Below are 5,576 nucleotides of genomic sequence, written 5' to 3'. Positions count from 1 at the left end.
CCCCCCCTCCGCGGGCGAGTGACACTTCGCCTCGGAGGACGGACCCGGAGCCCACGATGAAGTTCTCCCCTCTCCGCGAGGAATGAGCGGGGAGGTGGCCCCAGCGGGAGGGCAGCCTGTCCGCGATGCAGTTCTCCCCCTCCCCCGCGAAGCGGGGGCAGGGGGTCGGGGGGAGGGGGCCCTTCGCGGGCGAGTGACACTTCGCCTCGGAGGACGGACCCGGAGCCCACGATGAAGTTCTCCCCTCTCCGCGAGGAACGAGCGGGGAGGTGGCCCCAGCGGGAGGGCAGCCTGTTCCCGCGATGCAGTTCTCCCCCTCCCCCGCGAAGCGGGGGAGGGGGTCGGGGGGAGGGGGCCCTCCGCGGGCGAGAGACACTTTGCCTCGGAGGACGGACCCGGAGCCCACGATGAAGTTCTCCCCTCTCCGCGAGGAACGAGCGGGGAGGGGCCGGGGGAGAGGCGGGTTGCTGCCGTTGCGATCCGTCCGAATGTCCAGACGCAGTTCTTCCTTCCCCCATTCTGTTTATGGGGGAAGGGTCGGGGATGGGGGGCGCTCCGCTGCCGGCGCGACCTGTCCGTACCAGTCGAAGTCGATGGATGCAGGGAAAGGGACGGGCCCGTGAACGCTGATCACCGTACGCGCGAGACGACAACCACATGAGCGATACCCTGATGGCCCAGCCCGCGGCGCCGGCCGAGGCCAAGAAGCCCAAGACCGTCAAGTGCGTCGTGTGGGACCTGGACCACACCGTGTGGGACGGCATCCTGCTCGAGGACGGCGACGTGCCCCTGCGCCCCGGCGTGCTGGACATCATCCGCCAGCTGGACGAGCGCGGCATCCTGCAGTCCGTGGCCAGCCGCAACGACCACGACGCGGCCATGGCCCGCCTGCGCGCGCTGGGCATCGACGAGTACTTCCTGTATCCGCAGATCAACTGGAACGCCAAGGGGCAGAACGTGGCGCAGATCGCCAAGCTGCTCAACATCAACCTGGACACGTTCCTGTTCGTGGACGACCAGCCGTTCGAGCGCGAGGAGGTGCAGCACGCCTGCCCCGCCGTGCGCGTGCTCGACGCGGCCACGCTGGAGGGGATGCTGGACCGGGAGGACCTGAACCCCGAGTTCATCACCGACGACAGCCGCAACCGCCGGCGCATGTACATGGCCGACATCCAGCGCAACCAGGCCGAGGAGACCTTCAGCGGCCCGTCGGAAGACTTCCTGCGCGCGCTGGACATGCGCTTTACCCTCGCCCCCTGCTCCGAGGCGGACCTGCAGCGCGCGGAGGAGCTCACGCAGCGCACCAACCAGCTCAACACCACCGGCTACACCTACGACTACGACGAGCTGAACGCCTTTCGCACGTCGCCGGACCACGTGCTGCTGGTGGCCGGGCTGGAGGACCGCTACGGCACGTACGGCAAGATCGGCCTGGCGCTCATCGAGAAGACGACGGCCGGGCACTGGACACTCAAGCTGCTGCTGATGAGCTGCCGCGTGATGTCGCGCGGGGTGGGCACCATCATGATGAGCCACATCATGCGGCTCACGAAGGAGGCGGGCGCCATCCTCCGCGCCGAGTTCAAGCCCAACGGGCGCAACCGGATGATGGAGGTCACGTACCGCTTCGGCGGCTTTCGCGAGGTGGCGCGCGACGGCGACCTGATCATCTACGAGCACGGCCTGGAGACCATCCAGCCGTTCCCCGAGTACGTGCGGGTGGAGGTCACGCGGTAGAAAGCCCCGTCGCTGCGCGACGGGGGCCCTCTCCCCCGCCGGCCTGTTTGCTCGTTCCTCGCAACGGCCGGCAACCCCTCCCCCAACTTCGGGGAGGGGTTGGCGAGAGGTCGAGACCGCGCACGGAAGCCGGCATGGGAGACGAACCGCAGTTCTCCCCCTCCCCCGCGAAGCGGGGGCAGGGGGTCGGGGGGAGGGGGCCCTCCGCGGGCGAGAGACAGTCCGCCTCGGAGACCGGACCCGGAGCCCACGATGGAGTGCTCCCTTCCCCCATTCTGTTCATGGGGGAAGGGTCGGGGATGGGGGGCGCGCCGCTGCCGGCGAGGGCCGTCCCAAGTCATCACGAAGTTCTCCCTTCTCCCACGCGTTTTTGGGGAAGGGCCGAGGATGGGGGCGGCCGGCTGCCGGCGTGATCCCTCCCTCCCGAAACACAGCAGTTTGCCTTTCGACCGAGACTGACGAGATGAGCACGCAGGACCTGGTGGCCAAGCGCGCCGCCCTGAGCGACACCAAGCGCGCCCTGCTGGAGCGGCGCCTGCGCGGCGATGCGGCCGCGGCAAAGCCGCGCGACACCATCGGCCGCGTGGCCGGCCCGGGACCCGAGCACCCGGCCAGCTTTGCCCAGGAGCGGATGTGGTTCCTTACCGGCCTGGACCCCGACAAGCCGCTCTACAACGTCCCCGTGGCCATGCTGGTGCCGGCCGACGTGGACGTGCCCCTGCTGGAGCGCGCCCTGTCCGAGGTGGTGCGCCGCCACGAGGCCCTGCGCACGTCGTTCCGCATGGGCGACGACGGCCAGCTCCTGCAGATCGTCCACGAGCCCTTCGCCATGAAGGTGGACGTGGTCGAGGCGCGCCACCGCGTGGGCGACCGCTTCGCCGACAGCGTCAACGACCTGGTCGCGGAAGAGGGCGCGCGCCCGTTCGACCTGTCGCATCCGCCGCTCTTTCGCGTGACGCTGCTGCGCGTCACCGACGACGACTTCGCCATGGTGACCACCACGCACCACATCGTCACGGACGGGTGGGCGTATCCCATGATGAACCGCGAGATCCTGGAGTGCTACGGCGCCTGGAAGGAGGGCCGCGAGCCCCAGCTTCCCCCCGTGGAGCTGCGCTACGCCGACTACACCGTGTGGCAGCGCGAGCAGCTGCAGGGCGAGAACCTCCAGCGGCAGGTGGCCTACTGGCGCGACGTGCTGGACGGCGCGCCCGCCATCGAGCTGCCCACGGACCGCCCCCGTCCCGCCGTGGCCAGCCAGCGCGGGCACTTTCACCGCTTTCGCCTGGACGCCGCCCTGGCCGACCGGCTGCGCGAGCTGTGCAAACGCGAGGCGGCCACGCTCAACATGGTGCTCATGGCCGCGTTCTACGCCCTGCTGCAGCGCTACACGGGGCAGGACGACATGGTGGTGGGCACGCTGCTGGGCAACCGGCCCCGAAAGGAGCTGGAGGACATCATCGGCGTGTTCGTCAACACGGCCGCGCTGCGGGTGCGGCTGGACGGCGACCCGTCGTTCCGCGAGGCCATCGCCCGCACCCGGCGCGCCGTGCTGGACGCGGACCGCAACCAGGACCTGCCGTTCGAAAAGCTCGTGGACGAGCTGGGCGTGTCGCGCGACATGAGCCGCCATCCCGTCTTCCAGGTGCTGTACTTCCACCACGTGTACGCCCACAGCCACCACGCGATGGACGTGGAGCGCGCGCCGGCCATCGACATGCGCCCCGTGCACCCGGACCACGACGCGGACCTCATCGACACGGGCGTGGCCAAGTTCGACCTCATGCTGGCCACCATGGAGGCGCGCAGCGGGCTCACGGGCGTGTTCGAGTACGCCACGGACCTGTTCGACGAGGCGACCATGGCGCGGATGGAGCGGCACTACGCCCTGCTCCTGGACGCCGTCTCCCGCGACCCCGACGCGCCCGTCTCGTCCCACGTGCTCACGACCGACGAGGAGCGCCGCCGGCTGCTGGAGGACTGGGGCACGGGCCCGTCCGTCCCCGTCCCCGCCGCGCCCGTGCACCGGCGCTTCGCCGCGCGGGCCGCGGCCACGCCGGACGCCGTCGCCGTCGTCAGCGGCGGGGAGCGGATCACCTACGGGGCGCTGGACGCGTGGTCGGACCGCGTGGCGGGGGCGCTGCGGGCGGCCGGCGCGGCGCCGGGGCGCATCGTGGGCATCCACGTGGACCGCACCGCCGGGATGGTGGCGGGGATCATGGGCATCCTCAAGACGGGCGCCGCGTACCTGCCGCTGGATCCCGTGTATCCGCCGGAGCGCATCGCCTACATGGTGGATGATTCCGGCGCCGCGCTCGTGCTGGCGGACGATCCGTCGTTCTCCGCCGCCGTCCCCGTCGTCGCCCTGCCGTCCCGTCCGGCGCCCGGTGAATCGGTCGACGCGGTCTCGGTGGACGTGGCGTCAACGGATCGCGCGTACCTCATCTACACCTCCGGGTCCACGGGCCGGCCCAAGGCGGTGGAGCTGGAGCACGGCACGCTCTCCAGCATGCTCGCGGGCACGGCGCACACGCCGGGGATGGCGCCGGACGACGTGACGCTGGCCGTGACGACCATCTCGTTCGATGTGGCCGTCCCGGAGCTGCTGCTGCCCCTGGTGACGGGCGCGCGCATCGTCGTGGCCAGTCGCGACGACGTGGTGGATGCCGCCGCGCTGGACCGCCTGATCCAGGCGGAGGGCGTGACGGTGATGGCGGGCACCCCGGCGACGTTCCGCATGCTGGTGCAGTCCGGCTGGACGGGGTCCGACCAGCTGCGCGTGCTCCCCGGCGGCGAGGCGCTCACCTCCGCCCTGGCCGAGGATCTCATCGCGCGGACGGCGGGCGTGTGGAACATGTACGGCCCCTCGGAGGCGACCGTGTACTCCACGGTGCACCACGTGACGGAGCCGGGGCCGGGAATGGCATCCATCGGCCGTCCCTTTCCCAACGCGCGCATCTACGTGCTGGACGAGCGGATGCGGCCCGTGCCCGTGGGCATTCCCGGCGAGCTGTACGTGGGCGGAGCCGGCGTGGGGCGCGGCTACCTGGGCCGGCCGGAGCTCACGTCGGAGCGCTTTGTGCCCGATCCGTTCGCGGGCGGCGCCGCGCGCATGTACCGCACGGGCGACCGCGCGCGCTGGGCCGCGGACGGCACGCTCACCTTCATGGGCCGCCTGGACGGCCAGGTAAAGCTGCGCGGCTACCGCATCGAGCTGGGCGAGGTGGAAAGCGAGCTGCTGCGCCATCCGTCCGTCCGCGCCGCCGCGGCGGCCATCCGCGAGGACGTCCCCGGCGATCCGCGCCTGGTGGCGTACGTCGTCGGCCGGGATGGAGCGGCGCCGGCCACGAGCGAGCTGCGGGCGTTGCTGCGCGAGCGGCTGCCGGAGTACATGGTGCCCGGCGCGTTCGTGGCGCTGGACGCGCTGCCGCTGACGGGCACGGGCAAGGTGGACCGCCGCGCGCTCCCCGCGCCGGACCTCCAGGCGGACGCCGACGCGGATGCGTACGTGGGGCCGCGCAACGTGGTGGAGGACATGCTGGCGGAGATCTGGGCGGAGGTGCTGCGGCGGGAGCGCATCGGCGTGCACGAGAACTTCTTCGCCATCGGCGGGCACTCGCTGCTGGCGACGCAGGCGCTGGTGCGCATCCGCGAGGCGTTCGAGGTGGACCTGCCCATCCGCACCTTTTTCGCGGCGCCCACCATCGAGGGGGTGGCCGCCGCCATCGAGGCCGCCGGCTCGCCCGTGCTGGCGCGGATGATGGACGAGATGGAGGGCCTGAGCGCCGAGGACATCGAGGCGCTGCTGGCGGAGGAGGGGTAAGGCCCTCACCCGCGGG

2 protein-coding genes are annotated in these 5,576 nt (G+C 71.5%); both read left to right on the top strand.

Features of this window, described 5'->3' with window-relative positions:
* The first annotated feature begins 657 nt into the window (after positions 1-657).
* A complete protein-coding gene (locus tag VFZ20_RS11915) occupies positions 658-1,737 on the top strand; it encodes an HAD-IIIC family phosphatase (RefSeq protein WP_329684103.1) in 1,080 nt (359 codons plus the stop codon).
* A 463-nt stretch (positions 1,738-2,200) separates the two neighbouring features.
* Positions 2,201-5,560, top strand: coding sequence for an amino acid adenylation domain-containing protein (locus tag VFZ20_RS11910; RefSeq protein ID WP_329684102.1), 3,360 nt, complete (start codon positions 2,201-2,203; stop codon positions 5,558-5,560).
* The last annotated feature ends 16 nt before the right edge of the window (positions 5,561-5,576 follow it).

It is taken from the genome of Longimicrobium sp., assembly GCF_036280135.1.
Taxonomy (GTDB): domain Bacteria; phylum Gemmatimonadota; class Gemmatimonadetes; order Longimicrobiales; family Longimicrobiaceae; genus Longimicrobium.
This window is presented reverse-complemented; position numbering and strand designations above follow the sequence as displayed.

Bases quoted from the DNA above. Each gene is read 5' to 3' on its own strand.
- VFZ20_RS11915 (WP_329684103.1), top strand. From the start codon at position 658: ATGAGCGATACCCTGATGGCCCAGCCCGCGGCGCCGGCCGAGGCCAAG.
- VFZ20_RS11910 (WP_329684102.1), top strand. From the start codon at position 2,201: ATGAGCACGCAGGACCTGGTGGCCAAGCGCGCCGCCCTGAGCGACACC.